The organism is Candidatus Fermentibacter sp., from assembly GCA_030373045.1.
Classification (GTDB): domain Bacteria; phylum Fermentibacterota; class Fermentibacteria; order Fermentibacterales; family Fermentibacteraceae; genus Fermentibacter.
Window position 1 is genome coordinate 12,160 of the sequence record JAUCPW010000062.1, and the last position, 26,658, is coordinate 38,817.

Annotated in this window: 24 protein-coding genes; 10 read left to right on the forward strand and 14 right to left on the reverse strand. The window is 66.2% G+C overall.

Annotated elements, in window-relative coordinates:
• Position 1 precedes the first annotated feature (1 nt).
• The 8 genes from QUS11_10575 to QUS11_10610 form a co-directional block, all read right to left on the reverse strand.
• On the reverse strand, positions 2–1,222 hold the full coding sequence (locus QUS11_10575) for a hemolysin family protein (protein ID MDM7993743.1): 1,221 nt from the start codon (positions 1,220–1,222) through the stop codon (positions 2–4).
• Positions 1,219–1,608, reverse strand: coding sequence for an rRNA maturation RNAse YbeY (locus QUS11_10580; GenBank protein ID MDM7993744.1), 390 nt, complete (start codon positions 1,606–1,608; stop codon positions 1,219–1,221). The genes QUS11_10575 and QUS11_10580 overlap by 4 nt, the downstream gene beginning before the upstream one ends.
• Entirely contained in the window at positions 1,601–3,646 is a 2,046-nt protein-coding gene (locus QUS11_10585; GenBank protein ID MDM7993745.1) for an HDIG domain-containing protein, read from the reverse strand. Before QUS11_10585 ends, QUS11_10580 begins: the two co-directional genes overlap by 8 nt.
• Positions 3,643–4,599 (reverse strand): PhoH family protein, encoded by a 957-nt coding sequence (locus QUS11_10590; GenBank protein ID MDM7993746.1) that lies wholly within the window; start codon positions 4,597–4,599, stop codon positions 3,643–3,645. Before QUS11_10590 ends, QUS11_10585 begins: the two co-directional genes overlap by 4 nt.
• 73 nt (positions 4,600–4,672) lie before the next feature.
• Positions 4,673–5,350, reverse strand: coding sequence for a LysM peptidoglycan-binding domain-containing protein (locus tag QUS11_10595; GenBank protein ID MDM7993747.1), 678 nt, complete (start codon positions 5,348–5,350; stop codon positions 4,673–4,675).
• A gap of 15 nt (positions 5,351–5,365) precedes the next feature.
• Entirely contained in the window at positions 5,366–5,632 is a 267-nt protein-coding gene (locus tag QUS11_10600; protein MDM7993748.1) for a hypothetical protein, read from the reverse strand.
• A gap of 108 nt (positions 5,633–5,740) precedes the next feature.
• Positions 5,741–6,139, reverse strand: coding sequence for a VanZ family protein (locus tag QUS11_10605; protein MDM7993749.1), 399 nt, complete (start codon positions 6,137–6,139; stop codon positions 5,741–5,743).
• Positions 6,136–7,713 (reverse strand): diguanylate cyclase, encoded by a 1,578-nt coding sequence (locus QUS11_10610; protein ID MDM7993750.1) that lies wholly within the window; start codon positions 7,711–7,713, stop codon positions 6,136–6,138. Before QUS11_10610 ends, QUS11_10605 begins: the two co-directional genes overlap by 4 nt.
• A 1,063-nt stretch (positions 7,714–8,776) precedes the next feature.
• Here QUS11_10610 and rho point away from each other — a divergent pair.
• From rho to QUS11_10650, 8 genes are read left to right on the forward strand one after another with little or no spacing between them, the layout of a single operon-like run.
• The gene (rho, locus tag QUS11_10615; GenBank protein ID MDM7993751.1) at positions 8,777–10,057 is read left to right on the forward strand and encodes a transcription termination factor Rho; all 1,281 of its coding nucleotides are present in this window, start codon (positions 8,777–8,779) and stop codon (positions 10,055–10,057) included.
• A 43-nt stretch (positions 10,058–10,100) separates the two neighbouring features.
• The gene (gene rpmE / locus QUS11_10620; GenBank protein ID MDM7993752.1) at positions 10,101–10,316 is read left to right on the forward strand and encodes a 50S ribosomal protein L31; all 216 of its coding nucleotides are present in this window, start codon (positions 10,101–10,103) and stop codon (positions 10,314–10,316) included.
• Between the two features lie 38 nt (positions 10,317–10,354).
• Entirely contained in the window at positions 10,355–11,329 is a 975-nt protein-coding gene (locus QUS11_10625; GenBank protein ID MDM7993753.1) for a DUF1385 domain-containing protein, read from the forward strand.
• Entirely contained in the window at positions 11,326–12,408 is a 1,083-nt protein-coding gene (gene prfA, locus QUS11_10630) for a peptide chain release factor 1 (GenBank protein ID MDM7993754.1), read from the forward strand. The genes QUS11_10625 and prfA overlap by 4 nt, the downstream gene beginning before the upstream one ends.
• Positions 12,405–13,244, forward strand: coding sequence for a peptide chain release factor N(5)-glutamine methyltransferase (prmC, locus tag QUS11_10635; GenBank protein ID MDM7993755.1), 840 nt, complete (start codon positions 12,405–12,407; stop codon positions 13,242–13,244). The genes prfA and prmC overlap by 4 nt, the downstream gene beginning before the upstream one ends.
• Positions 13,241–14,323, forward strand: a complete 1,083-nt coding sequence (gene ispG, locus QUS11_10640; GenBank protein ID MDM7993756.1) for a flavodoxin-dependent (E)-4-hydroxy-3-methylbut-2-enyl-diphosphate synthase — start codon at positions 13,241–13,243, stop codon at positions 14,321–14,323. Before prmC ends, ispG begins: the two co-directional genes overlap by 4 nt.
• Positions 14,320–15,747 (forward strand): type I glutamate--ammonia ligase, encoded by a 1,428-nt coding sequence (gene glnA, locus QUS11_10645; protein ID MDM7993757.1) that lies wholly within the window; start codon positions 14,320–14,322, stop codon positions 15,745–15,747. The genes ispG and glnA overlap by 4 nt, the downstream gene beginning before the upstream one ends.
• A 10-nt stretch (positions 15,748–15,757) precedes the next feature.
• A complete protein-coding gene (locus tag QUS11_10650) occupies positions 15,758–16,882 on the forward strand; it encodes a 6-bladed beta-propeller (protein MDM7993758.1) in 1,125 nt (374 codons plus the stop codon).
• A gap of 75 nt (positions 16,883–16,957) precedes the next feature.
• Here QUS11_10650 and QUS11_10655 read toward each other — a convergent pair whose 3' ends face one another.
• The 5 genes from QUS11_10655 to QUS11_10675 all read right to left on the reverse strand — a co-directional run bounded on the left by QUS11_10655 (position 16,958) and on the right by QUS11_10675 (position 21,905).
• Positions 16,958–18,559, reverse strand: coding sequence for a hypothetical protein (locus QUS11_10655; protein ID MDM7993759.1), 1,602 nt, complete (start codon positions 18,557–18,559; stop codon positions 16,958–16,960).
• A complete protein-coding gene (locus QUS11_10660; protein ID MDM7993760.1) occupies positions 18,556–19,839 on the reverse strand; it encodes a ribonuclease D in 1,284 nt (427 codons plus the stop codon). The genes QUS11_10655 and QUS11_10660 overlap by 4 nt, the downstream gene beginning before the upstream one ends.
• Positions 19,839–20,618, reverse strand: coding sequence for a hypothetical protein (locus QUS11_10665; GenBank protein ID MDM7993761.1), 780 nt, complete (start codon positions 20,616–20,618; stop codon positions 19,839–19,841). Before QUS11_10665 ends, QUS11_10660 begins: the two co-directional genes overlap by 1 nt.
• Positions 20,615–21,568, reverse strand: coding sequence for a hypothetical protein (locus tag QUS11_10670; protein ID MDM7993762.1), 954 nt, complete (start codon positions 21,566–21,568; stop codon positions 20,615–20,617). The genes QUS11_10665 and QUS11_10670 overlap by 4 nt, the downstream gene beginning before the upstream one ends.
• A 64-nt stretch (positions 21,569–21,632) precedes the next feature.
• Positions 21,633–21,905 (reverse strand): acylphosphatase, encoded by a 273-nt coding sequence (locus QUS11_10675; protein ID MDM7993763.1) that lies wholly within the window; start codon positions 21,903–21,905, stop codon positions 21,633–21,635.
• Between the two features lie 96 nt (positions 21,906–22,001).
• On the opposite strand from QUS11_10675, the gene QUS11_10680 reads away from it, so the two are divergent.
• Together QUS11_10680 and QUS11_10685 are read left to right on the forward strand one after the other, a co-directional pair.
• Positions 22,002–24,005 (forward strand): OmpA family protein, encoded by a 2,004-nt coding sequence (locus QUS11_10680; GenBank protein ID MDM7993764.1) that lies wholly within the window; start codon positions 22,002–22,004, stop codon positions 24,003–24,005.
• Between the two features lie 57 nt (positions 24,006–24,062).
• Positions 24,063–25,961, forward strand: coding sequence for an OmpA family protein (locus tag QUS11_10685; protein ID MDM7993765.1), 1,899 nt, complete (start codon positions 24,063–24,065; stop codon positions 25,959–25,961).
• 85 nt (positions 25,962–26,046) lie between these two features.
• On the opposite strand, the gene QUS11_10690 is transcribed toward QUS11_10685, so the two are convergent.
• A complete protein-coding gene (locus tag QUS11_10690) occupies positions 26,047–26,475 on the reverse strand; it encodes an NUDIX hydrolase (GenBank protein MDM7993766.1) in 429 nt (142 codons plus the stop codon).
• Positions 26,476–26,658 lie beyond the last annotated feature (183 nt).

Here is a 26,658-nt window from a genome sequence, read left to right on the forward strand (position 1 = left end):
CTCAGGGAGGAGTTTCCTGCTGCCGCTCTGGAGACACCCTGACGAGCAGTATCCTCTGCGCCCGCACCCTCTCCACGGTGAACCTGTACCCGTCGAGCAGCACGCTCTCGCCTGGCCTGGGGATCTTCCCTATGCTGCTGTAGACGAGACCGCCCACGGTGTCGAAGTCGTCGGACCCGAAGGACGACTCCAGCAGGTCGTTCAGGTCGTCTATGGGAAGCATGGCGTCGACCCTGAAGGTGTCGAGGCCGAGTGACTGGATCATGGGGGCCTCGGAGTCCTCGAACTCGTCGAGGATCTCGCCGAAGACCTCCTCGACCAGGTCCTCCATGGTCACGAGTCCGGCTGTCCCGCCGTACTCGTCCACCACGACGGCCATGTGTATCCTGTGGGACTGGAACTCCCTGAACAGGCTGTCGACCCTCTTGTATTCGGGCACGAAATACGGCTGTCTGAGGATCTTCTCCATCCGGAACGGTTCCGAAGGCGGCTTGGAGAGGGCTTTCAGCAGGTCCTTCACGTAGAGCACGCCTATGATGTCGTCTATCTTCTCGCGATACACAGGGATCCGGGAATGGCTGGCGGCCAGGGCCTCCCTCAGCACGCGGTCGAGATCGTCGCCCGCGGCCATGGACACCATGTCGATACGGGGCACCATGACCTCGCGGACGATCTTGTCCGCGAAATCCACTATGCCCTCCATCAGCTCCCTCTCCTGCAGGAAGCTGTGCTGTTCGCTCCTCTCGGTGCGCTGTTCCAGCCACATGAAGTCGGGGGGCGTGAAGACCCATTCCCCCGTCTCCCCGTCGTCCCCGGACGCCGGACCGAGTATCGCCCGCGCAGGCAGGTGGAAGACCACCCGGAGCAGGAACAGGGGGATGCCGAGCAAGCGCCTGATCAGGTCGGGCCTCGTGTGACCGAGCCTGGAAGGCGCCAGTTCCGCCAGGAGGAAGAGGAGGATCGAGAGCGCAACGGCCGAGGCCGGGGGAGGGAATCCGGGGGAGATGCCCATCTCGAGCGCTACGAGGGCGATGCCCACCCCCGCCGTGATCAGGCCGCAGAACCGCGCCAGCCAGAGCACCCTGAGGTGCGAGATGGCTGTTTCCCTGCGTTCCGCGGCGTCCCTCCTCCCGGGCAGGATGCCCGGGAGCGCCGCCCTGAGGGCGTTGGCCATGGCGGTCAGAAGCGCTCCTGAAGACAGAAGGACTACGGAGGTCGTCACCGTGCCCCCTCCAAAGCCCCGGCGACCATGGAGGCCACGTCCGCCGCCATGGATGCGGAGTCGGCCTCCGTGTCGTGGGTGCGCCCCAGGAGGTGGAGATAGCCGTGGAATATCCTCTCCAGGAGCTCCTCCATGGGCGGGGCGAGGCGCATGTCGGCGTAGATGACCCCCTCGGGGTCGGCTCCGCCCTCTGAAAGGTCGAACGTAAGCACGTCGGTATAGCGGTCGATGTGCCTGAATCTGCGGTTCATCACCCGCATGTAGCCCGGATCGACCAGGACGATCTCGACGTCACCATGCATCCGGGGGGATATCATCCGCCGGAGCTCCTCCGGGTCGAACCCGGGATCGCCGACCGGGGTCTCGACGACCGGTCCGTCAGCCATGGGGATAGTCCTTCACTCTCTCGTGGAAACGGCCCTGGAGGACCTGCAGGAAGGTCTCGAAGATCACCGTCAGGTTGCCGCGCGTGAGCTGGCAATCGTCGAGCTGGCCGTCGACGTCCCTCTCTTCGATGACTTCCCTGACCATGCCCTCGATGACCTCGGGCGGCTCGCCCGACATGTTCTTCGTGGCCGATTCGACGGCGTCGGCCAGCATCACGATGGCTGCCTCCCTCGTCGCGGGCTTGGGGCCGCTGTAGCGGAAATCCGCCTCCTGGGGCTCCGAGGCTCCTTCCACCCCTTGCTCCCACTCGCGCCTGGCCTTCTCGTAGAAGGCTCTCATGACCGTCATTCCGTGATGCTGGGTGATGATGTCGATGACCGGTCCCGGGACCCTGAACTTCCTGGCGAGCCTCACCCCCTCGGAGACATGAGCCCGGAGCCTTGCGGCGCTCTCCATGGGATGGAGCAGGTCGTGGGGATTGGGGGTCTCCGGGGGAAGATTCTCGATGAAATGCTTTGGATCCATGACCTTGCCGACGTCGTGGAAGAGCCCGCCGGCCTCGGCGAGGACATGGTCGGCCCCGATCGCGCGGGAGGCCTCGGAGGCGAGATCCGAGACATGCTGCGAGTGCTGCCAGGTCCCCATCGCCCACCGGCTGAGATCGAGCAGGAGCGGGTGGTCCCTCTTCTTGACCTCCTCGATGGACCTGACGGTGCTGACCCCGAACTTCTCGAACAGCGGGAGAAGGGCATACGCCGCCCCCACGCCCGCGACCGGGGAGAGCAGGGTCTCGAGGATCCCGATCCAGACGGGGGTGGTGTTGACCCCGATGTCGAGGAGGCGGCAGGTGAGGAACGCCGCCGTTCCCGCGAGCGAGGCGTAGACCATGCAGAGCGGTATCGTGTTGCGTTTGCGGAGGTCCCACCCGGTATAGGCCGCGAGCGATCCGGAGGCCGTGGCGACCATGAGGCTGCTGAAGGGATGGGGATGCCCGACGGCGGTCAGCACGGCGAAGAGGATGGAGAATACCGCGCCGTGCCTCCTGTTGGTGAAAACGCTCGTATGCAGGGCTCCGAAGGTGACGAGGGACGCGTAGGACCCCCCGTAGAACCGCCCCGACAGCACCGAGAGGATGCCTGTGACGAACAGCGCGGCGGTCCAGCTCGTGCACAGCAGCATGACCCGTTCGCGGTCGATCCAGGCGGGTTTCATGGAATCCCTCACGTAGACGACCGCCACCGAGAAGATCCCGGCCAGCAGCAACAGCCTGCCGGCAGCGTTCCTCGCGCGCCTGCCGCTCATCCCCTCGGCCTGGGACGACCTCAGGGCTTCGAGGTATCTCGCCGACTGTTCGGTCACGACACCCCCGGCCGGCACGATCATGTCGCCCGCGCTTATCAGGGTGTCCACCATGGAATAGCTTGCGAGAGCCTCCGCGATGCTTGCCTGCCTGCGCGCGCCATCCACCAGGACATTGGGGGCGAGGCTGGCCGAGAGCGAATCGGCCTGCTCGTCGGGAATCCCCCCTCCGCGCAGGGTCGACGCGAACGCCCCCTCCACCTCGGACAGCCCGTGGATGTTGACGTTGCCGAGAGGAGCCGGGGTGCCGTCCATCCCGTTCCTGGTGACGATCGCCAGCCCTCCCCCGGACTCCCCGGACAGGCCGTCCAGGTCCATGACACCCTTCTCGTACATGATCCCGAGTTCGCGCAGAGCCCCCTGGATCACCAGGCTGTCCACGGAGAGCTCGTCCAGGCGGTAGGAGAGCCCTTCGCGGACCTCTGGCCAGACATCGTCGGAATAGGACAGATAGAGGGGTACCGTCGCCTCGACCTCCTGCCTGAGCCCCGATATCTCGTCCGCGGGGAGCAGGACCTCGAAGGAGAACGGGGCTTCGATGCCGTCGGGAACTATCTCGCCCTCCCTTATCTCGAAATCGTTGAGGGCGAAGGAGGGCGCGACGATGAAGAGGTAGGCGCCGGCCACGGCTGCGGCGCCGGCCAGCCCGAGGAGCATGGCGGTCCTGCCGCCGGTCAATTCGGCTCCTCCCCCTGGCTCTGCTCGTACCGGGCGAAGGCGGTGATGATCTTCTGCACGAGGGGGTGCCTCACGACGTCCCTCTCGCCGAGTACGACGAACCTGATCCCATCGACCCCGTCGAGGATCGGACGGATGCGGACCAGGCCGGAGGACGACGCGGGCTTGAGGTCGATCTGCGTGATGTCACCCGTGATGACCGCCCTCGATCTGAACCCGAGCCTCGTCAGGAACATCTTCAGCTGGGTGAGGGTGGTGTTCTGGGCCTCGTCGAGGATCACGAAGGCGTTGTTGAGCGTCCTCCCGCGCATGTAGGCGAGAGGGGCGACCTCTATGACGCCGTTGTCCATGCTGCGCCGGAGGCGCGCCGGCGAGAGCGTGTCGTTGAGCGCGTCATAGATTGGTCTGAGATAGGGGTCGATCTTCTGCAGCAGGTCGCCCGGCAGGAAGCCGAGATTCTCGCCTGCCTCGACGGCCGGCCTGGTGATCACGATCCTCTCTACGAGGCCGTCCCGGAGCGAGGCGACCGCGGCGGCAACTGCGAGGAAGGTCTTGCCCGTGCCGGCCGGGCCGATGCTGAATACGATCTCGCTGCCGCGCATGGCGGAGATGTACTCCTCCTGGCCGGGGGTCCGGGGGGAGACGCGGCCCGCCTTGCCCGGGACAGGGAGATCCAGGCCGGGATCGCCGGGGGATGGGAAGTCCAGTGCGGTGTAGAGCGAGATGTCACGGACCGATCCGGTGGTCTCGATGTCTTCCCTGAGACGGTCGAGGACACTGCCGGCCTTCTCCGCGGCTTCCACCGGCCCGGTGAACACCACTACGCCGTCCCTGTAGACCGCGGTGACTCCGAGCCTGCTGCATATCAGCCGCAGAAAGGAATCGCCGGGGCCGAGGACCTCGCCCGCAAGCTCGAGCGGGAGCTCCCTCTGGACCCTGACGCTTTCTACCATGCCGGATGGATCCGTCTCCCGAGAAAAGGGAAGCTCCCCCGGGACCGGAGGAGCTTCCCCGCTCGACAGGTTTCTAACGGGTGGTACCAGGCCTCGAGCCGGTCCTGGGGACGGTGAGAACCTGGCCGGGATAGATCAGGTTGGGATCGCTGATCACACCGCGGTTTGCTTCATAGAGCTGGGGCCACATGCCCCTGTCGCCGTAGACGACGCCGTAGCCGGCGATCTTGCCGAGGTAGTCACCATCGACGACCGTGTAGCTGCTGACCATGGGCACGGGGACGATGAGCGTATGACCGGCGTAGATCAGGTCGGGGTCGCTTATCGTATCGCGGTTGCGCTCGTAGATCTGCGGCCACTTGGTGCCGTCGTTGAAGTAGTAGTGGTACGACGCGATGGTCCAGAGGCACTCGCCCTCGACGATGTTGTGGGTCACGCCGGAGTTGCGGAGCCTCTCGATGTCGGCCCTGAGCTGGTTGATCTGGTTCTGGAGGCTGGCGATCTGGTTGTCCAGATCCTGGGCCTGGGCGCGCAGCGGGAGAACCTGGGGCTCCCACTCGGCTATCACATCGTCGGCCTCGGCCTTGACCCACTCCCAATAGGCGATCTGGAGAGGGAGGTTGTCGTTGCCCATGGCGTCGATCTCTTCGTGCGTGTACTGGGACAGCTCTTCAGCGGACCAGGTTCCCGCAACGGCGCCGGATGCGAGGAACAGAGTCGCTGCAAGGATCAGTGCGAAGTTGCGATTCATTGCGTTCCCCCCCTCCTAGCGGCCGCCGAGTGCCTGATACTCGGCCTGGAGCTCGGCGAGCTCCTGCTGAAGTGACTGGACCTGAGCCTCCTTCTGGGGGATGGACTCGGTCAGATCTGCATACTCGGCCTGAAGGCTGGCTGCCCTGGCTTCGGCCGCAAGAGCCGCACTCCTGGCCTCGTCCCTGGCACGGATCTGTGCCTCACTGGGACCGCAGGCGGAGAGAAGCAGGGCGGCGCTGAGAACAGCCAGGCAGAACCAGATCATCCTGGCTCTAGGCATACGCGGGACCTCCTCTCGACTGGTCAGAATGGCTGAATGGACCCCTGGGAACAACTTGAGGACCGACCCCTGTCCGACTGAAGATCGTATCCTGCCGGTGAAGCGGTGTCAAGAGCCGCTTTCACTCCGTTCGCGGAACATAAGGGCAAGCCTGCGCCTGCGGCCAGTCCTGGCCGACCATAGAGCCCTGGCCGCGAATCCCGCCGCCAGCCCGGCGCAGTCGGCAAGGAAGTCGCCGGTCGAGCAGTCCCTTCCCGGGACGTAGGCCTGGTGGATCTCGTCGAGCCCCGCCCACAGAACACCGGAGGCGAGGGCGGCGCCGTCCGATCTCCGGAACAGGTCGCGGTTCAGCGAGATGGCGAATCCCAGCGCGGCGAACTCCAAGAAATGCATGAACTTGTCCTGATACGGGAAGAGGGGCGGTATGTACTCAGGGGCGGGATCCGAACTCAGGATCCAGATCGCCGCTGCCAGAGCGAACAGGAGCACCCTCGCCGCGGCCCTCAAGGATCGACAGCCCCGTGGTTCTGGCCGGATGCGAGCAGGAGTGCGACCTGGAACCTCGAGGAGACCGCCCTCGCGGAGACCATGGCCCGCGAAGCCTCGGCACAAAGCGACTCGATCCTCCTGTCGCTCCTCGTCACCGCCCCTCCCACCACGACTCTCGGCGATATCTCCCCCGACTCCAGTTTCACCTTCATGCCGTCGAAGCTCCTGACGACGCTCTCGGCGAACGCCTCCGCCGCGGCCTGGTCCATGCCCGGGATGCAGATCGCGAATTTCGAGGCCGAGAGCCTGGTGAGAGCCGCCTCGGAGCCGGCCATACCTCCGAGACTCTCGCCGCAGGCGGACAGCAGCCTGTTCCCTCCCCTGAACCCGTGCGCGGCGTTGACCTCCTCGAGGGAATCGATCTCCACCACGAACAGGGATACGCTCCTGCCGAACCGGTAGACGTCCCTCGAGGTCCGCCTCACGAAGTCCATGAAGTCCACGGGATGCGGCAGCCCCGTCAGACCGTCCCTGTTCTGCAGGTCCTTCTTCTGTTCGCGCAGGAGGATCTTCTCGATCGAGAGGCCGAGCAGCCCGGCCGCCAGGTCGAGCGTCCCCTCGACTCCGGCTCCGGTGCCCTCCTCCGAGGGGGATTCGACGAGCAGGACTCCGACGCTCTTCCCGGAGATCACTACTGGAGCTGCCGAGCAGCTTCCGCAGCGCACGGCCGACGGATCGGACCGGGAGAGCGTGGTGACGGCCCGTCCGCCGCTCCCGAGGCCGCAGCGCGATATCGAGTTGCCGCTGTTGATGGTCCACCCCGCCACCGAGCCCTCGAGGTCGAAGTTCATGCCCACGCGTCCCTGCGCCAGGGGGCCCAGTGATTCGTACACGTCGAGGCTGCCGCTGTCGCTGGACAGGAGGCCGACGGTGACCGTCAGATCGTTCCCGGAGCCTGCCAGCCAGGCCGCAGTCGAGTGTATGGCCCCGCCGAGACTGCCGGCCTGGGCGACCGACTTCACGAGTTCCAGGCAGCCCTGCGAGACGGGAGAAGGATCCTGCCCGCATGGATCCGTCCTCCCGGACCGGCTTCCCGGACCTTTCGCTCGCCCGCCTCCCGATGCCATCCATTCCAGCACGAGCGACGACACCGGCAGTGCGACGAGAGGCACGGCAGCCGCCGAAAGCCTGCCCGTGAGATCGGGGGTGATCAGACCGCCCCCGAAGGCGGTGAGCAGCCCCTCGATGAGTCCCAGGGCGATCCCGGCCTCGAATGCGGGCCCGTGGACGGGACGCCCCGCCATCCAGGCGAGAACCAGGAAGTAGAGGGGGGTCAGGGGCCCGCCGAAGCCTCCGGTCAGCCTCACCGAGGTGAAGACCAGGGCGGCGGCGGATGCCTGCCGCTGGGTCGATGCGCCGCTTCCGTCCCTGTGGCCTCGCGAGGCCAGGAGCGCCGCCGAAGCGGCGCAGACGGCGGAGGCCGCCCAGGACCACGGGCCCGGCTCGTACCGCAGGGACGCCAGTGCGGATGCCGCCGCCGCCGCCATGGCGGCCGACAGCACGGCGATCCGGGAGAAGCTGCGCCTATTCACAGGGGGAGTATACCACCGATTTCGGCGAAGCCGAAATCGGCGCGTAGCACGTCAGCATGGTTCGCGGAGAGAACCTGCGGGAGTGCGTGCCAGTCTCGCAAGGAGAGACTGGACCCTGTGCAAGCCCGCAAGGGGGCTTGATCCTACGCCCAGCCCCGGGGAACGGGCTGGACCATGAGCACAGCCCCGCGAGGGGCTTGATCCTTCACCCAGTCCGGCCGAGTCGGACTGGACCATGGCCAGCCCGCGGAAAGGGCTGGACTCCCGCGGGGCGCTGAGCGCCCGGCCTGCGTTCATGGCTGGTCAGACGCAAGGATGTTGAGCATCAGGCTGGGTCGCTCCCGCAGCACCGATTTCGGTTGATATGAAGCTCAGTTTCGGCCCTGCCGAAACTGGTGGGTAGCGCTTTCTGAGGAAGTACGCTCTGGCCTTCTCGCTGCCTGCCGGGCGGATAGAACTCGATATGGCAGGCAGCTGTCAGGCCTGCTCATCTCCGCGGACGCGGAGATGAGCGAACTGCGGGTGCGCGTGTCAGCCCCGCAGGAAGGGGCTGGACCCAAGGCAAGACTGGACCCTGTGCAAGCCCGCGAGGGGCTGGATCCTCCGCCCAGCCCGGGGAAAGGGCTGGACCATGAGCACAGCCTCACAAGGGGCTTGATCCTTCGCCCAGCCCGGGGAAAGGGCTGGACCCGCGCACAGCCCCGCAAGGGGCTGGATCCTTCACCCAGCCCGGCCGAGTCGGACTGGATCTCCCGCAGGGCGCTGAGCGCCCGGCTGGCGTTCACGGCGGGTCAGACGCAAGGATATCGAGCAGCAGGCTGGGTCGCTCTCGCGACTTTGCTTCGCAAAGTCACTGCCGCTCCCAGCCCCTCATCCCGCCGACGGGGGCTGAGGGGCTTGACTCCGCCTGTTGCTAAGCTAATTTATTAGTCACTTTCCGATCCGTCGATCCGAAACTGCTTGACAGATACGGATGTTCCATTACGCGGTTCCCGGATACGGCCGCTGGGCAGGCGCATTCGCCCCCATATCTCTCATTAACCCGAACCGATTGAGGGACTCAATGGTAGAAAAGCCGCTCGACGGTCATTCTCTCTCGGACCTCGAGGGAAAGACCCTGGTCGAACTGCAGACGATCGCCAAGAGCATGGGCATCAAGGGTATCGCCGGATCCAGGAAGCGCGATCTCATCCAGATGATGCTCGAGAGCCAGACCGAGAAGAACGGGCTCGAGTTCGCGACGGGAGTGCTGGAGACCCTGCCCGAGGGGTACGGCTTCCTCAGGGCCGTCGAGTCCAACTACCTGCCCGGGACCAACGACATCTACGTTTCTCCGTCGCAGATAAAGCGGTTCGGACTCCTGACGGGCGACACGATATCTGGCCAGGTCAGGCAGCCCAAGGAAGGCGAGAAGTACCTCGCCCTCCTCAGGGTCGAGACGGTCAACCAGAAGAGCCCCGATCTCGCCAGGACACGGCGCAACTTCGACGAACTGACCCCCTACTACCCGAAGGAGCGCTTCATCCTCGAGCACGACTCGGAGGAGTTCAGCGGCCGCATCATGGATCTCCTGACCCCCCTGGGGAAGGGGCAGCGCGCCCTGATCGTCTCCCCGCCGAGGGCGGGCAAGACCATCCTCCTCCAGCACATAGCGAACAGCATAGCCATAAACCACCCCGAGGTGGTGCTCATCGTCCTCCTGATCGACGAGAGGCCCGAAGAGGTCACGGACATGAAGCGCAACGTCAGGGGCGAAGTGATCAGCTCGACGTTCGACGAGGCCCCCAAGCGCCACGTCCAGGTGGCCGACATAGTGCTGGAGAAGGCCAAGAGGATGGTCGAGAGCGGCCACGACGTCGTGATCCTGCTCGACTCCATCACGCGCCTGGCTCGTGCCAACAACACCGTGATCCCCCATTCCGGCAAGATCCTCTCCGGCGGTGTCGACTCCAACGCCCTCCAGCGCCCCAAGAGGTTCTTCGGCGCAGCCAGGAAGGCCGAGGAGGGCGGCAGCCTGACGATAGTCGGGACTGCCCTCGTGGACACCGGCAGCAGGATGGACGAGGTCATCTTCGAGGAGTTCAAGGGTACCGGCAACAGCGAGATAGTGCTCGACAGGAGGCTCGCCGACCGGAGGGTCTTCCCCGCCATCGACATCACGAAGTCGGGCACCAGGCGCGAGGAGCTGCTCCTCGACGAGGAGACGCTCAGCAAGGTCTGGATAATGAGGAAGATCCTGGTCGACCTCAATCCCGTGGAGGCCATGGAACTCCTCAAGAAGCAGATCTCCCAGCACAAGTCCAACAAGAGGTTCCTTGACGCGATGGCGAGCATGTCCCAATGATGCCCCGCGTCCGGAGAACCGGAATTTCCAAGGAGCTGCAGAGGTGAAGAAGGACATCCATCCGAAGTACGAAGAGGCCACTTTCTCCTGCGCCTGCGGCAACACCATCCGCACGCGCTCCACGTCCGGCGACGTCAAGTTCGACATCTGCTCGAGCTGCCACCCGTTCTACACCGGCAGGCAGAAGCTCATCGACTCCGCCGGGATGGTGGACAAGTACAACCGGAAGTACGGCCGCAAGGACTCCGAAGGCAAATAGGCCCGGCTCCCAGTGAGTCCGGCCGGATCCGGGTACAGATGACCGAAAGCGTCGACAAGCCGACCGACTCCGGGGTGCAGGCGGGTTCCTGCCGGCTCGAGAAGGCCGGCGGGCAGGCCGTGATCGAGGGCGTGATGATGCGCTCCTCCACGAGGGCGGCGGTGGCCGTGCGCAGTCCCGACGGCTCCATAGCCGGCAGGATCCTGGACGCCGGACCCCTCGCCTCGCGGAACCCGGTCTGGCGGAAGCCCGTTCTCAGAGGCGCCGCCTCCCTGTTCGACTCGCTGCGCATGGGCATGTCCGCCCTGAGCTGGTCTGCGGAGATCGCGGAACCGGCGAAGGAGAAGGGCAAGGGCGGCGGGGACGGGTCGTTCCTGTCGTTCGCCCTGGGCCTCCTCCTGGCGGCGGCCCTCTTCGGCTGGCTCCCCATCCGCCTCGGCATGCTCATCAGCGGTGACAACCATCTCTGGATCAACCTGCTGGCAGGGCTCTTCCGCATAGCCGGCTTCTTCGCCTACGTGGCCGCGATCTCCCTGATCCCCGAGATCAGGCGCGTGTTCGTCTTCCACGGAGCGGAGCACCAGACCATCCATGCCTGGGAGGGTGGGGCGGAAGACCTCGCCGGGGCCGCAGGGCTCGCCGATCCCAGGCACCAGCGCTGCGGCACGAGCTTCATATTCCTGGTCATGCTGCTGGCCGTGGCCTTCTACTCCGTCGTCGACTTCACGGTGGCGCTGGCCACGGGCAGCAATCCCGCAGCCCACTGGAGGCTTCTCTATCATCTCCCGCTCCTGCCCCTCGTGATGGGGATCTCGTACGAGATCCTGCGGCTGGTCGACAGGAACCTCGAGAGGTCCCCGCTCGCGCGGGCGCTTGCCTGGCCCGGCCTTCTGCTCCAGAAGTTCACGACCCGCAAGGCGGGTCCGGCCGAGGTCGAGGTGGCGGTGGCGGCCCTGAAGCTGGCCGTCGGCGAGGATCCCGGCCCCTCCGTCCGGCTGGTGACGCCGGAATGAACGAACTCCCCGGCATCCTCGCAAGGATCGCAGAGATAGACGACCTCCTGTGCCTCCCGGAGACGCAGCGCAGCTCCTCGTCCATTCGCGCACTCTCCTCCGAGCGTGCCTCCCTGTCGAGGATAAGGGACGCGCTGGAGGCTCTCGCCTCGGTCGGGAAGCTGGTGGAGGAGCTGGAGGAGGCCCTTTCGGGCGACGATCCCGAGCTGGTCGAGATGGCCAGGGACGAGCTGCCCGGGGTCAGGGCGCAGCGGGCCGCGCTCGAGGACACCCTCAAGAGGATGCTCCTCCCGAGGGACGAGAACGAGGGCAGGAACGTCATAGTGGAGATACGCGGCGGCACGGGAGGCGAGGAGGCGGCCCTCTTCGCGGCCGACGTGTTCAGGATGTACTCGGGCTATGCCGCGCGCAGGGGCTGGAGGATCGAGGTCCTCGGCAGCAGGCCCTCCGAGAAGGGCGGCTTCAAGGAGATCTCCTTCTCGGTATCCGGCGAGGGCGTGTATTCCCGTATGAAGTACGAAGCCGGCGTCCACAGGGTCCAGAGGGTGCCCGAAACGGAGGCCCAGGGCAGGATCCATACTTCCGCCTGCACGGTCGCGGTCCTTCCCGAGGCCGAGGAGGTCGAGCTCGACATCAGGCCCGACGACCTGAAGATCGATGTCTACAGGTCCACCGGCCCGGGCGGCCAGAGCGTGAACACGACGGATTCGGCGGTGAGGATCACCCACCTCCCGACGGGGCTCGTCGTCACCTGCCAGGACGAGAAGAGCCAGCACAAGAACAAGGCCAAGGCCATGAAGGTCCTCTCCTCCCGGCTCCTCGCGCTGAAGCAGGAGGAGGCGGAATCGGAGCGTGCCTCCGCCAGGCGCTCCATGGTGGGCTCCGGCGACAGGAGCGCCAAGATCCGCACCTACAACTTCCCCCAGTCCAGGGTCACCGACCACAGGATACACCTGACGGTGCACAGCCTCGAGCAGGTCATGACGGGCGACCTCGACGGGATCGTGGACGCCCTGGTCTCGGCCGAGCAGGACAGGCTCCTCGCGGAACGCGCCACCGGCGGATCGCAGGGAGGGTGACGGTCCGGGAAGCCCTGGCGGCCGCCTCCAGGGCCCTGGGGTCTTCCGGGTGCCCCGATCCAGGGATCGACGCGGAGCTCCTCCTGATGCACGTGCTCGGCCTTCCCAGGCACGCCCTCCACATGTCGTCACGAATGTCTCTGGATCCCGGCCCCGAGGGGGAATACTTCGCCCTAGTGGAGGCCAGGGCCGGCAGGATCCCTCTGCAGCACCTGACCGGGGAAGCCTGGTTCATGGGACGCAGATTCCTGTCAGGGCCGGAGGCGCTCGTGCCGAGGCAGGACACCGAGTCGACCCTCGAAGCCCTGCTCGGCATGCTCGACTCGAAACCTTCCAGGCTCCTCGACGCAGGCACCGGCTCGGGCGTGATCGCAGTCACGCTGGCGCTCGAGTTCCCGGGATGCCTCGTGGTCGGGAGCGACATATCCCCCGCCGCCCTCGGCCTCGCCGCGCGCAACCGCGCCCTGCACGGGGCATGGAACACGGCCCTCGTGAGGTGCGACCTGGGCGGTGCGTTCGGGAGGGGATTTGACGGCATCGCTGCCAATCTCCCATACATAGCATCCGGAGTGATTCCGACCCTCGAGCCCGAGGTGCGCGTCCACGACCCGGCCGTCTCCCTCGACGGAGGCCCCGACGGCATGGACCTGATACGGAGATTCTCCGGGGAGGCCCTCCGGCTGCTGAGGCCCGGAGGGGTCATGGTCATGGAGGCATCGGGGCCGCAGCCTTCGATACTGGCCGCGGGGCTCGAGTCCATGGGGGAATGGAGAGACGTCAGGCACGGGGCCGACCTTTCCGGCAGGCCGCGCTGGGTTGCCGCGAGGAGGACATGAGGATCCGCAGGAGAAGGTCACGGGCGGTATCGGTCGGCGGAGTGGCGATCGGCGGCGGTGCCCCCGTGTCCGTCCAGTCCATGACGAACACGCCCACTTCCGACGCCCGTGCCACCATCGCACAGATAGGGGCGCTGGCGAGAGCCGGAGCCCAGATAGTCAGGGTCTCGGTCCCCGACGACGCATCCGCCTCCGCCCTCCGTTCGATAGCCGCGGAGAGCTGCGTCCCGCTTGTGGCGGACATCCACTTCCGGCACGATCTGGCGATCGCTGCGGTCGATGCCGGGGTCTCCAAGCTGCGCATCAACCCGGGCAACATCCGCAGGCCCGCGGATGTCCGGGCCGTGGCCGAGAAGGCTGCTTCGAAAGGCATCCCGATCCGGATCGGCATCAATTCCGGGAGCATCCCGGGAGATCTCAGGGAGAAGTTCGGCACCGGGGCGGACGCGCTCTGGGCCGCGGCCGAGCGCCATCTCCGGATGCTCGACGAAACCGGCTTCACCGACACCGTCATCTCGCTCAAGGCGAGCGACCCGATGACGACGGTGGAGGCCAACATGCGGGCGGCCAGGGAGTGCGACAGGCCCCTCCACCTCGGTGTGACCGAAGCCGGACCCTCCCTCGGGGGGGCGGTCAGGAGCTCGGTGGCCATGGCCCTCCTGCTGGCGAGGGGAATAGGCGACACGATCAGGGTCTCTCTGTCCGGCCCTCCCGAGGACGAGCCCTTCGTGGCATGGGAGATCCTCTCCTCGCTCGGGCTGGGGAGCATCCACCCCAGGCTGGTGAGCTGCCCCACCTGCGCCAGAACGCGGATAGACGTGGCGGGGCTTGCGGAGGAGGTTTCCGGGATGCTCAGGGGGATGCGCGGTTCGTTCACGGTAGCTGTTATGGGATGCGAGGTCAACGGTCCCGGGGAGGCCCGGGACGCTGATTTCGCCGTAATCGGGAGCCCCGCCGGGGTCATACTGTTCGAGGGGGGCCGGAGACTCCCCGGGACGGTGAGCCCGGGCGAGGTCCGCGTCAGGATATCGGAGGAGCTCGAAAGGCTCGCCAGACAACACGGAGGTCCGGTAAGTTGACAGCATCGGGCGTAGTGCAGGCACTCCTCAGGAAGCTCGCCGAGAGCGAGTACGAAGAGGTGGACATCAGGTTCTCCGACGTGCTGGGTTGCTGGCGGCACGTAACCCTCCCGGCCAGGAGCATAAAGCCCGAGCTCTTCACGAAGGGCGTGGGCTTCGACGGATCCACCCTCTCGGCCATGACCCCGACGGAGGCCGGCGATCTGGCCCTGGTGCCCGATCCCAGGAGGGTCTTCGACGACCCCTTCACGAAGCACTCTACCCTGTGCCTGATAGCCGACATCCTCCATCCCGACACGGGGCAGCCGTTCTCCCGCGATCCCAGGGGCGTGGCCAGGAAGGCGCAGGACCTCCTGCGGGAGTCCGGGCTCGCTACCGAGAGCTTCTGGGCGCCCGAGTTCGAGTTCTACCTGTTCGACAGGGCCTGCATCTGGAACGAGCCGTGCAGGACCGGATACGAGTTCGCGAGCCTGGAGAACCACAGGAATTCGGCCTCGCCCGAGTCGCTGGGGCTCTTCCACCAGACCGAGAGCGCCTACCACAGGATGTTCCCGGTCGACAGCCTCCACGACGCGAGGGCCGAAATGGTCTCCCTGCTCCAGGCTGCGGGCATCCAGGTGAAGTACCATCACCACGAGGTCGGCAGGATGGGGCAGGTGGAGATCGAGGTGGCGTTCGCGCCGTTCCTCAGCTCGGCCGACAACGTGATGATCACCAAGCACATCGTCAGGAACGTCGCGCTCAGGCACAACCTGGCGGCCACGTTCATGCCCAAGCCCATGAAGGGCGAACCGGGCAACGGCATGCACTTCCACCTCTACTTCCTCAACGGCGAGGAGAGGGTGTTCTTCTGCGAGGAGGGCTACTGCCACCTGAGCGAGACCGCCCGCAGCGCGATCGCCGGCATCCTCCACCACGCGCGCGCTCTCTGCGCCTTCACCAACCCCTCCATCAACAGCTACCACAGGCTGGTGCCCAACCAGGAGGCCCCCGTCTACAGGTTCTTCTCGGGTGCGAACAGGAGCGCGGCGGTGCGCGTTCCGGCGTACGCGAGGACACCCGAGTCGATGAGGTTCGAGTACAGGGTGCCCGACGGCTCGGGGAATCCGTATCTGTGCATGGCTTCGATCCTCATGGCGGCGCTAGACGGCATCAGGAAGGACATGGTCCCCGAGGAGATGGGCTTCGGCCCCATCGACGCGAACGTCTTCGCCCCGGGATACGACACCTCGGGGCTCGAAGTGCTGCCCGAGAGCCTCGACGAGGCCCTCGACAGCCTCGAGACGGACAGGTCGTTCCTGGAGGAGGGCGGAGTCTTCGAGCCCGACCTCATCGATGCATACATCGACGCCAAGCGCGAAGAGACATTGCTGCTCCGCGGCAATCCCCATCCGCTCGAACATTTCCTGTACTTCAACATCTAGGAGGATCGGCGTGATTTTTAGGAGAGCCTCCGTATCCGCACCCGCAGCGGCGCTGGCGCTAGTCCTGGCCGCCGGATGCGGAGAGAAGCCGGCCGACACCGTCCCCGACTGGGCGGAGGGAGTCCCGCAGAGGACTCTCGCTGTAACGGACAGCATCGGAATCGAACTCGGCGACAGCGCCTACGTCTTCGGCCAGATCGCAGGGGTCGCGTGGACCCCTTCGGGCGAGATAGCCGTGCTGGACCTCAAGAAGTGCTCGGTCCTGTTCTACGACCGGGAGGGAACCTATCTGAGATCGGTCGGCCGCCAGGGGAGCGGCCCGGGCGAGTTCCTCATGCCTTCCGCCTTCGCCTTCAGGCGCAGCGACGGCAGCATGGCCGTGGCCGACGCCATGGCCGCCAAGATCATGGTCTTCGACTCCACGGGAGCCCCGTCGGGCGAGATATCGGGCTTCTTCCCGACCGTGCCGATCCAGATCTCGGCGCTCGATTCGGCAGCGATCGTGGGCCTCAAGCCCGATTTCGAACAGAACGACCAGGGCATGTTCATGGGCTTCACGCTGGCCCGCTGGGAGGGATCCTCCATCGAGCCTGCCGTGGTCTACCACAGCGAGATGGGGCCCTTCGACCCGACAGACCTGGCTTCCACCATGTCCTCGGTGTTCTCGTTCGCCACCACGCCCGACGGGAGGGTGTTCAGGGCCCCGATGTCCGCCGACGAGTACCTGGTGGAGGGCTACGAGCCCGACGGGACGGTCTTCCTGTCCATCCGCGAACCCTACGAGCCTGTGCCCAAGACCGAGGAGGAGATGGCCGACGAGAAGGCCTTCATCGAGGAGAGGATGGCCGCATCCGGCACTCCTCCCGAGATGATCTCGTGGGAGCCCGATCCCATGAGGTCAGCCATTTCCGGGCTCCTTACGGACTCGGACGGCAACGTCTGGGTGAGGCGCGGCTGGGTCACGGACGCAGTCTATGACGTGTTCGACACCGCCGGAACCCTTCAGTACACCGTCACGGTCGACTACCCGGGCAGCACTGAATACTGGAGCGTGGTTTCGGGCGGGGATGGCTTCCTGGCCTTCGACGCGAACCCGGAAACCTACGGGCGCGTGTTCCGCCTGGAGCTGAGATAGGGCTGATCCAGGGCTGCTGAGACGGCGAGGGGCGGCCAGCGGCCGCCCCTTCCCTTTCTGCACGGCCCGTCCGGATCAGTCGTAGAGCGCGAAGATCTCGCTCTCGGAGCGCCTCTGCTGCGTGACTTCGATCCTGAGGGCGCCCGTGGCGCCGCCGGAGTAGTCCTTCACCGTGATCAGGGCGGTGCCGGACTGCGCCGGCGTGGGGTCGAGCCTCAGGAGAGCATTCGGATAGCCGCCGCTGTCGTCGTCGCTGAGGATGGTGCCGTCGGGCAGGACGGCCTCCACCCAGGGATCGATGGCGTCGCTGCTCGCGCTGACGAGGTAGATGCTCCCAGCCATGATCTCGAGGTTGTAGTAGAGCTCGGGCGATGCCCAGCCCAGCTCGGCATCGACGGGCCTGCCCGGGGTCAGCAGCGCGGGCTGGGTGTCCGCGGTCTCGTAGCGGAACCCGACCTCTCCCTCCTCCGTGCCGGAATAGCTCGTCACGATCGCCACATACTCGCCCGGTGACAGCATCTTCGTCAGGCCGGCGTCGGAGCCGCTGAAGTCGTCGTTGCTCCCGACGCAGGAGACGAAGCCGCCTTCCATGGAGAGAAGACACAGATAGGTGTCCAGATCGCCCGACGTGGCCGAAAGGTCGTAGAGCCCGGCCTCTCCGGGGTCGATCGTGAAGCCGAAGAAGGCGCAGGGAGTCGCGGCCGTGATCAGCACGTCGTAGGGCTTCTCGGTGGAAATGCCCGGCCAGATCGTGATCGCGAGATTGCTTCCAGCCGCCACGCCGGCGGTTGCCGTGATCCCCGGCCCTTCGACGTCGGTGATCGCGGGCTCCATCGAACCCATCTCGTAGCATTCCAGGGAAAGGGTGTAGGACCCCTCCGTGCCGCTGGCATAGGGGATGATGACTGCAGCGTACCTGCCGGGCTCGAGGACCTGGTCGATCCGGGAGGAGAGGCTGCCCGAGTAGTCGTCGTTGTGGATCACGTAGTCGTACTCGTCACCGTCGATCTCGACCAGTGCCAGCACGGGGTCGAAGTCCTGCGACTCGAGCACCAGGGAGACGAGCTGCTCGGCGTCCACGTCGAAGGGGTGGATCCTCGCCGAGTTGTAGCCGTCGACGTACAGGAAGGCGTCCAGCTCGTCGCTGAGAAGGTCATCCGCCGGTTCGTCGTCCTTGTCCTCTATCAGGTCGCCCTTGAGGGTGCCGAGGGACAGGTCCGTGCAGGCCGCGAACTCCTCGATGTCGGCCTCCGAGGCCTCGGTCGACACCAGTTCGTATTCGCCGCCGGAACCGTCCAGGGCGAAGACCGCCAGCTTCGCTCCGCGGGGGATGTCACCGAGCACGAGCCTGGAGTCGGTCTCGTCGTCCCAGTCGTCTCCCACGGCGATCACGGCGCCATCGCGGTCGAACGCCACAGCTACTGGGTCGAAGTCGCGGCTCGTCACCTCGATGACGATGTTCCTGCCGGGAGCGAGCCCGAACTCGGCGCAGGGGGAGCCCCCGTCGATGGGCCTGCCCTCTGCGAGGAGCAGCATCTCGGCATCGTCGAAGAGATCCTCGACGGAGTCGTCCTGTCTGGTGATCTCGCCGTCGAACTCCGTATCAGTCCCGATACGCCTGCCGCAGCCCGTGGCCGCCAGCAGGAGAACCGCCAGAACAACGGCCAGCCTCCTCATCCCTCTCCCTCCCGGCGCGGGGCGGATCTGGTCCGTTCCCGCGGCACCTGGGTCCTTACGAATCTGAGACCGCCCGCCCTGGCCGGATTGAGCGCCAGGGCCAGCCTCCCCGACAGGAGGTCGAACACCTCGCTGCCCAGGACTTCCATCCTCCAGCCTCCAAGCCCGTCGTCCCCCGGATCGGCTGCATCCTCCCCGGGCTTCGACGAGGACAGCCTGTCCAGGAGGTCCCTCGGCATGAGCAGCGAGGGAGCTATGCGGAGCTGGCTCGCCTTCTGCTTGACATAGATCCTCAGGATGTCGGCCCTTGCGGACGCAGTGCCGTCGGGCCTCTGGACCCTGATCTCCGGCACGTCGGTCGGCGGATCGGAGACCGCCTTCCCGACGACTTCGAGGATCTCGGCACCCCATTTCCCGGCGAAGCCGGAGGGCAGGCCCCGGAGCCTGTCCAGTGAGTCCATGGAGCCCGGTGACATGACTGCGAGCCTCGCGAGCAGCGAGTCCGACGCGATGTGCTGCCTGGGCCTGTCGAGGTCGCGGGCGCGCATCTCGCGCCATCCCACCAGGCGCCACAGCACCGGCAGGTTCGACCGCTTGATCTTCCCCGACGACCTGGCCCTCCGGAAGATATCGGGAAGCGACACCTCGTAGGTCTCGGGCCTTACGAGCTCCTCCGCTTCGAGCCTGTACCAGTCCGTCCTGTTCTTCCGCGCCAGCTCGGAGTCGAGGCGGGCATGCAGATCCAGGAGGAACCTGACGTCATCAAGGGCGTAGTCGAGCTGCTCCTCCGCGAGGGGCCTCCGGGACCAGTCGCTCAGGCAGAATGCCTTCCGCGACTTGATCCCGCAGACGTCCTGCAGGAGGTTGTGCAGGCTGCACTGTTCGCCGTAGCCGAGGAAGGCTGCGGCGACCTGCGTGTCGAACACGTTGGCGAGCCGTCCCCTCGGGAGGGTCCGCCTCAGGATGGCGATGTCGTTCCTGGCGGAATGCATCACCTTCGTTATCGAAGGATCGGCGAAGACCGGTTCGAGCGGGGCCAGGTCGCCCACGGCGAGCGGGTCCACCGCCCAGGGACCGTCCTTGTCCGCTATCTGGACGAGGAAGAGCTCCGGCCAGAACCTTCGCTCGCTGTGGAACTCGGTGTCCACGGCGATGGTGCTGGATTCGCCGAGCCTTTCGCAGAAGGAGAGGAACGCCCCGCGGTCGGCGATGAGCCGTTCCGAGGGGGCCTCGTTCGCCGCGGGTTCCGCCGGTTCCGGACGCTTCCTCCTGAACGGCATCAGGGAACCTCCACCGTTGTGAGCTCTTCGTGGTATGGACACCAGATTCCCGAATCCTGCAGCGAGTAGAAGGAATACCCGTCGACCGGGCACCTGTAGCCGCCGGGGAGTCCGATCTCCCCACCGCTCGACTCCCAGATCTCCCTCAGGTCGCCGGGGAACGGGTTCCCCCGGGCCACCCAGTCGCCCACCATTGCGGCCACTTCGGCCCTCCTGGCGCCGCATTCGTCGCCTTCGAGGACGATACCCGCGCCGAGATGCCCGGCCGGGCAGACCAGCCTGCCGTCCGCGACGGTGTAGGCGGCTCCGGTGAACGGGCAGGCCATGCCGGAGACATCGGCTCCCGCCGCCGCCGCGGGCACCACGGTCGAGAGGGCGTAATCCATGCAGACCACGGAGGCGGAGCCCATCAGCGCGTCGATCCTTGTATCGCCGGTGATGCGCCACTCTCCGTCATGGTTCCTGAACCAGAGAATCCTGCCGCCGCCCTCTCCGGAGGGTATCTCGAGAGGCCAGCCCCTGGGGCCGAGCCTGCCTATGCTGCCCCCTCCCGCGCCGCCCTCCCAGGGGTCCATGCGGCCGAGGGCGGCCTCGGGGACGAGACCGGCGAGGCTGTCGGCCAGCATGGAGCGTGCGTCCGCCGGTTCCCCCCGCCCCAGTGAGGACAGATAACTCGACGCGGTGTCGCGTATTCCGCTGCCGGGACTGCCGGGGAGCGCCGTGAGGACCAGGACGGCCGCGAGTACGGCCGGGGCCGCGGCCTTCGGCAGGCGCCTCAACGGCCCGAGCCCCCCGTGCCGAAGAGGTCGGTGAAGTCGAGTCCGAGCCCCGTGACCGCTATCCCCCACTCCTTGTAGGCATTCTTGCCCGACAGCCTGTAGTAGATGTCGCCGGTGAAGGAGGTGGATTCACCTCCGAGATCGAAGCCGGCCCTGAGGTCGAGTGTGCTGGTGGCGGTGTCTTCGAGCTTCTCCCAGCCGTCGCCGTAGTCGGCTTCGACGTCGCCCCGGGCGGAGAACTCGCCACCGATCCGGACATCCAGTTCGGGATTCGCGGCAAAGACGAGGAAGTCGGTGGTCCTGAACTCTATCGGTGGACGCGTGTCGCACGAGTCGCGCGGGAAGGTGGGGTCCGCGCTCCAGGCGGAGAGGCTGTACCGCAGGCCGCCGGTACCCCTGAAGAGCACACCGGGCCCGGAAACCGGGGTCTCCACGGTGACGGCGCCGTCGAACGCCAGATGCGGGTCGCTCTCGGAATAGTCGCCCGATTCCAGGTAGCCCTTCAGGGGGATCCTGATGCCGAGGCGGCCGATGACCATGGGATCCCTCTCGATCCAGCCGTCGAGCGTGATCCAGGGATCGGTGATGCCGGCGCCCGACGTGTCGGCGGCGCCGGAGACCTGGATGAAGGCCGGGATGAGGATGCTCACAGTGTGGCTGTTCGTGAGTCCGTACCTGCCGGATGCCGCCACTCTGAGCACGGAGAGGGAAGTCCCGAGATCCTCCTCCACCGAACCGCCCGTGGAATCGGTGACCCATCTGCTGCCCGCGCTGAAGAACCCGATTCCCACGTCTCCGTCGCTGGCCATCGAGGGCAGCACGGCGGACAGGTTCTGGTAGTACAGTACGTCCCAGCCCGAGGCCCGGCCGGCTGTGAAAGCGCAGGCCAGGGCTGCGAGCAGCGCCGCACGGGGCGCGGCTCCGAGCAGCGGGATGCTGCGAAGATTCATGGGAACCTCCTGTGCGTTGTCGGAACCGTTTCTCGTCCCGTCATCCCCGGGGAACGGCGGGCCTCTATCTCCCTGCGATCCTGAATCCCGGCCCCACAGCTCCCGGATGGGCATGAGAATCCACCGAATCGACCACCGCACCGGCAGGCCCCGTGCGGCAGAGATCCACCAGCCGGGCGACCGAGTCACCGGAGCCGGAGGCGGCGATTTCCACGGAGCCGTCGGGATTGTTGGCCACCCAGCCGTCCACTCCCAGATCCCTGGCGGTCCGCATGACCCACCAGCGGAACCCCACCCCCTGGACAAGGCCCCTCACGACTATCCTGATGACAGCCAATTGGTATCCTTCCAATACCTTAGTCATATTGACAACGGCGTCCCTTTGAGTTCTTTATATACGCAAGTGCGTCCAACCCGGAAAAGGAGGGGTCAATTGAAACGAGCGATGGTTCTGGCAGCGGTGATCCTGCTGGTGTCAGCCCAGGTGGCGGTTGCAATGCCATCCTTGATGGGCTTCCGCGGCATCAACAGGATCGTCGACGCACGCCCCGTCGGAGAGGGCGAGATCATGTTCGGGCTGATGGGCCGCTACTGGGCCAGCACGAACGAGATCGACGGCATGCCGTTCCACTCCTTCGGCCCGGTCTATCATGACACGCTCGACATTTCCGACACCGAGCACTACGGCGACGGCTACTTCGTGGTCGGATACGGCCTGACCGACTTCATGGAACTCGGAGCCAGGCTTTCCTACATCGTCAACCAGTACGAGAGGGACATGACCCAGCCCCGCGGGTTCCTCACGGGCCGCTGGGACGGAGCCGACGGCCTGGGCGACGCGATGGTCGGGCTCAAGCTGGGCTTCACCCCGACGCCCTCGAACCACGTGATGTGGCTCGGCCTGCAGAACTGGTGGAGCTTCGCCCCCTCGACCAACAAGACCACGATGTCCGAGGACTACTGCGGACTGTGGTTCGATGACATGCCGATGTACGACACCCGCAGGCCCACGCTCTCCACGGGCCACACGTCGTTCGGCGTGGGGGGCCTGGTGTCCTTCGACATGGCCGAGATCTGGGCCAGCAGCCCCATCAGGCTCCACATGAACGCCGGCTGGGCACACTACAAGCAGTCCTTCGACATGATCGACTTCAGGGTCGACATGGACTCCACCGGCTACACCTTCTCGGACTCCACGTCCGTGCATCTGAACGTCGAGGACAACGTCCTCCAGGCCGGCGCGGGCATCGAGTTCCCGACCAGGTTCGCTGTCCTGTTCGTCGAGTACTCGCTGCAGGAGTGCCTCGACAGGGAGGGCCAGAACAGCACGGCCTACCTGACTCCCGGCATCCGCTTCATAACGACGAGCGGAGCGTTCCTCGACGTCACGTTCGACCTCGGCATGACCGACTTCGACCGCAACCTCAGCGATCTCGGCCATGACCTCTACCAGAGCGGCCCCGTGACCGACGAGCAGCGCGAGGAGCTCACTCCCCTGCCGTTCGGCTCGGCCAACGACTGGGGCATCGGCTTCGACCTGGCCTTCTCCAGCGACCTCATCCGCGAGTCCACGCCTCCCACGGAGGGCAGGATCTCCGGCATGGTCACCAGCTCGGTCGACGGCTCGGCCCTTCCCGCCGAGATCACCTTCCCCGGCTCCACCGTCGCGATGGTGGCGACCGATCCTGCGACCGGCTTCTACACCGTCATGGTCCCGGGCGGCAGCACGGCGATGTCCGTCACCGCGCCCGGCTACATGCCCGGCTCCGCCACGGTCATCATCGAAGCCGGCCAGTCCGTGGTGAAGGACTTCGCCCTCATCCCGACGCCCGCCGGCGGCATCGTCACCGGCACCCTGACGTCCAGCGAGGACGGGTCCCCGCTCATGGGTACGGTGTCCATCACCGACGGCCCCGCGCCGATCTCCGTCACCTCCGGTCCCGACGGCGTGTACCAGATGGAAGTCCCGGCCGGTACCTGGACCCTCAAGGGCGAGGCGGCCGACTTCCTGCCCAGGTCCCAGCCGGTGGTGGTTCCCGCCGACCAGACCGTCGTCGTGAACCTCGAGCTCAGGCCGGCCCTGGTCCAGGGCCAGGTCCTCAGCTTCAACAACATCTACTTCGACTCCGGAAGCGCGACCCTGAAGCCCGAGTCCTACGCGGTCCTCGACGGAGTGGTCGAGACCCTGCTCGAGAACTCAGAGGCCACCGTCCGCATCGCCGGGCATACCGACTCCGACGGCAGCGAGGCCTACAACCAGACACTCAGCGAGCAGAGGGCCGAAGCCGTGTTCACCTACCTGGTCAACCACGGAGTGGCGGCCAGGCGGCTCTCCACGATCGGCTACGGCGAGTCCTCGCCGGTCGTCCCGAACACCTCCGCTGCCAACAAGGCCCAGAACAGGAGAATCGAGTTCACGGTCCTCTCCGTGAACTGAGAACGTCACGTTCCAGCGGGGCGGCCCACCCGGGCCGCCCCTGCTCTTGGCGGGTAGATGAAGTCAACCAGATCCAGCGCGTTCATGGCACTGGCAGCACTGTGCCTGGCAGCATCGGCACCGGCATGGGCGGTTCCCGGCCTCTTCGGACTCCGGGGGCTGCCTTCGACAATCGATGCCCGCGCCACCGCCGCGGGCACGGGTTCGGCTTCCACCTGGCTCCTGTACCAGTCGGCGGGGGTCTCCGACACGCTCCAGTTCTCCCCTCCCCTGGTGCCGAGCGTCGACACGCTGCTCGCCGTCGAGGACACCGAGCACTATCTGGATGCGAGCATCCAGATCGGCTACGGCATCACCGACAGGATCGAGGCGGCGGTCATCATCAACTCCCAGCTCTCGGGCTTCGAGTACGACCAGGTCTTCCCCAGGGGTGAACATGTCGGTTTCTCCGACATCGCCTGGGGGTTCTCGGAGGCGGTCGTCTCGGGGAAGTACTCGTATCCCGTCCGCGAGGACATGACCGCCGCAGGGATCGTACACGTCAGCGTGCCTTTCGGGGAGGCCTTCCCCGACACCTGCGCCGACTATGACGGCTACTGGAACGAGTACGATCTGATGACGCAGGTCAGAAGGCCCTATATAGGTACGGGCGGGATCTGCTACAGCCTCACGGGAGCCTTCACCGCGGAGTCCAGGTACGTCACCGGCCATGCGAATGCGGGAGTGACGATGTGGTCGCAGAAGACCACGGTCGATGACGAGGAGATCACCCAGTCCGACATGTCGATCGACTTCTCGATCGGGGGCGAGGCTCCCACTCCTCTGGCAGTCTTCTTCCTGAGCGTCTCCGGGAGGATGTTCCCGGGGCGCTCGTCCGACCCCGGGTACTCCATGCCCATGTGGGCCGACCTCGGCATGAGGATCACCGAGAGCTCCTCCGGCGCCTGGATGGACCTGATGGGCAGGATGGGCTTCTCCAGCTACGACAGGGACGAGGCCTCGCAGGACACGGTCAACGCGATGCCCATCCCGCAGGGCCTGCCGGGAGACTTCGGCGTGATGCTCTGCCTCGGATACGATCTGGCACTCATCGAGACCGGCGGCGGATCGGGAACCATCACCGGCACGGTGCGCGACGCCTCCACCGGCGATCCGCTCTCCGCCACCGTGTCCTTCCCCGGAGTCACGGCCTCCCCGGTGCAGTCCGATCCGGCCACGGGAGCGTACACGGCGGTAGTCCCTGCGGGTGACGTCCCCGTCGTGGCCGAGGCCGCGGGCTTCACGAGCGGACAGGCTTCGGTACGGGTAGAGCGCGACGGCACGGCATCGGCGGACTTCGACCTCGCACCCGCCGAGGCTGCCCAGTCGACCGGCACCGTCACGGGGGTGGTGACCGACGAAGCCACGAGGGCCGCCATTTCCGCGACCGTGACCGAGACTTCCTCCGGCACTGCGGCTACCGCCGGACCGGACGGCACGTTCACCCTCACGGCCCCCTCCGGTTCGCGGGTGGTCAAGGCCGAGGCACCCGGGTACATAGCCGAGACCCAGACCGTGATCGTGCCCGAGAACGGCGCAGTGTCCGCCTCCTTCGCTCTCGGCAAGGCTCTCGAGAGCGGCCAGGTGCTCACATTCGCCAACATCTACTTCGATTCCGGAAGCGCCACGCTGAAGGCCGAATCCTATCCCGTCCTGAACGAGATAGCCGAGCTGCTCATCGCCAACCAGGGCGTCAGCGTGCAGGTCTGCGGCCACACCGACTCCGACGGCAGCGAATCCCTGAACCAGTCCCTGAGCGAGCGCAGGGCCGCTTCCGTGAAGACATACCTCGTCAGCCGCGGGGTGGGGGCTTCCTACCTCAGCACGATCGGATACGGAGAGAGCAGCCCTGTGGCGCCGAACACGACTCCCGAGGGCAAGGCGCAGAACAGGAGGATCGAGTTCAGGGTCCTGTAGCGGCCTGAACCCGGATCTGAACAGCGGTACGTGCATTCGATCCCAGAGAGGCCCGGGCTTCCGTCCCGGGCCTCTCCGCATCGCGCTATTCCTCTACTGACGGTTTCGCGCCCGTCACCCTCCACTCGAAGAACTGCCTCAGGATCCCGGCATGGTCGAACGCCATCGAGCCGTACGGGATCTCGTCCGGCCCGAACGCACGGGCCTGCTTCGCGTCGTCGGCTCCGAGCGGCTCGCCTGCGGCGCGGCAGTGATACACGGCCGTGACCGTGTCCCCCCTGGGATCTCTCCAGGGGCGCGAATAGACGTGAAAGAGAGAGAGCACCTCCACATCGAGCGAGGTCTCCTCCAGTGCCTCCCTGCGCACGGCCCGGGCAAGGCTCTCGCCAGGGTCGACGAATCCCCCCGGAAGTGCCCAGCCTTCCGGGAAGAACCTCCGTTCGACAAGGACTATCCGGTCTCCCGGGAGCTCGATGATTGCGTCGACGGTGACTTCCGGCGTAACGGGTCTCATGCCCCACCTGTCCTTCGGCATCCGTTTGGATCTCTTGTGGCGGACCGCGAAACCACCATGACTTCCTGCGTCTCGGGTCTCATCGCTCCTCCTGCCTTCCGGATGAGTACGATATCCAGCGGAGTGCGGCAGGACAAATGCGGGGGGCGGGCCCGGAGGCTGTCTCTTATACACATCTGACGC